Source organism: Pseudomonas sp. P4_C3, assembly GCF_056402075.1.
Map to the genome: position 1 here is coordinate 1 of NZ_JBFUIC010000715.1, position 840 is coordinate 840.

Sequence of the window (840 nt, forward strand, 5' to 3'; positions counted from 1 at the left end):
GTTCAATGCCGCGACCGGGGTGATCAGCTACAGCTACACCCTCAACGATAACGAAGCCCACCCAACCGCCAATGGCGCCAACACTTTGCCTGAGCAGTTCGCCGTGACCGTGGTCGACGACAACGGCACCACTGCGACCGGCAGCCTCGACGTGAACATCGTCGACGACCTGCCCAATGGCGTGGACGATAGCAACGCCAGTACCGCCTCGGAAACCCTGCTGACCCTCAACGGCAACGTGTTGACCAACGACGTGCAAGGTGCTGACCGGGTAGCGGTCGGAGAAAATGCCGGCCCCATCACCCCCGGCACTTTCACCGGCACCTACGGCACTTTGGTACTGAATGCCAACGGCACCTACACCTACACCCTCAACACCAGCGATGCCGACTTCAAGGCGTTGCACGGCGGTGGCAATGGCACCGAAACCTTCACCTATACGCTGACGGACGCCGACGGTGACAGCAGCACCGCCAACCTGGTGCTGCAGATCCACAACAACGATGACCCGATCACGATTGGCGGTTTGAGCGCTCAGGGTGGTGAGCTCACCGTCTTCGAGAAAAACCTCAGCGACGGCAGCGCACCGGATGCCACGGCGTTGACCCAGAACGGCACCTTTACGGTCACCGCCCTCGACGGCGTCACGAGCCTGACCGTCGGCGGTATCGCCGTGGTCAGCGGTGGTGTGGCCGCCGGCTTGCCGCAATCGATCACCACGCCACTGGGCAGCACCCTGACCATCACCGGGTTCAATGCCGCGACCGGGGTGATCAGCTACAGCTACACCCTCAACGATAACGAAGCCCACCCAACCGCCAATGGCGCCAACACTTTGCC

At 62.3% G+C, this 840-nt stretch carries 1 protein-coding gene; it reads left to right on the top strand.

The features are described 5' to 3' along the window. On the top strand, positions 1 to 840 hold an 840-nt coding region (locus AC1DVH_RS31995; RefSeq protein ID WP_477757151.1), incomplete at both ends, for a VCBS domain-containing protein.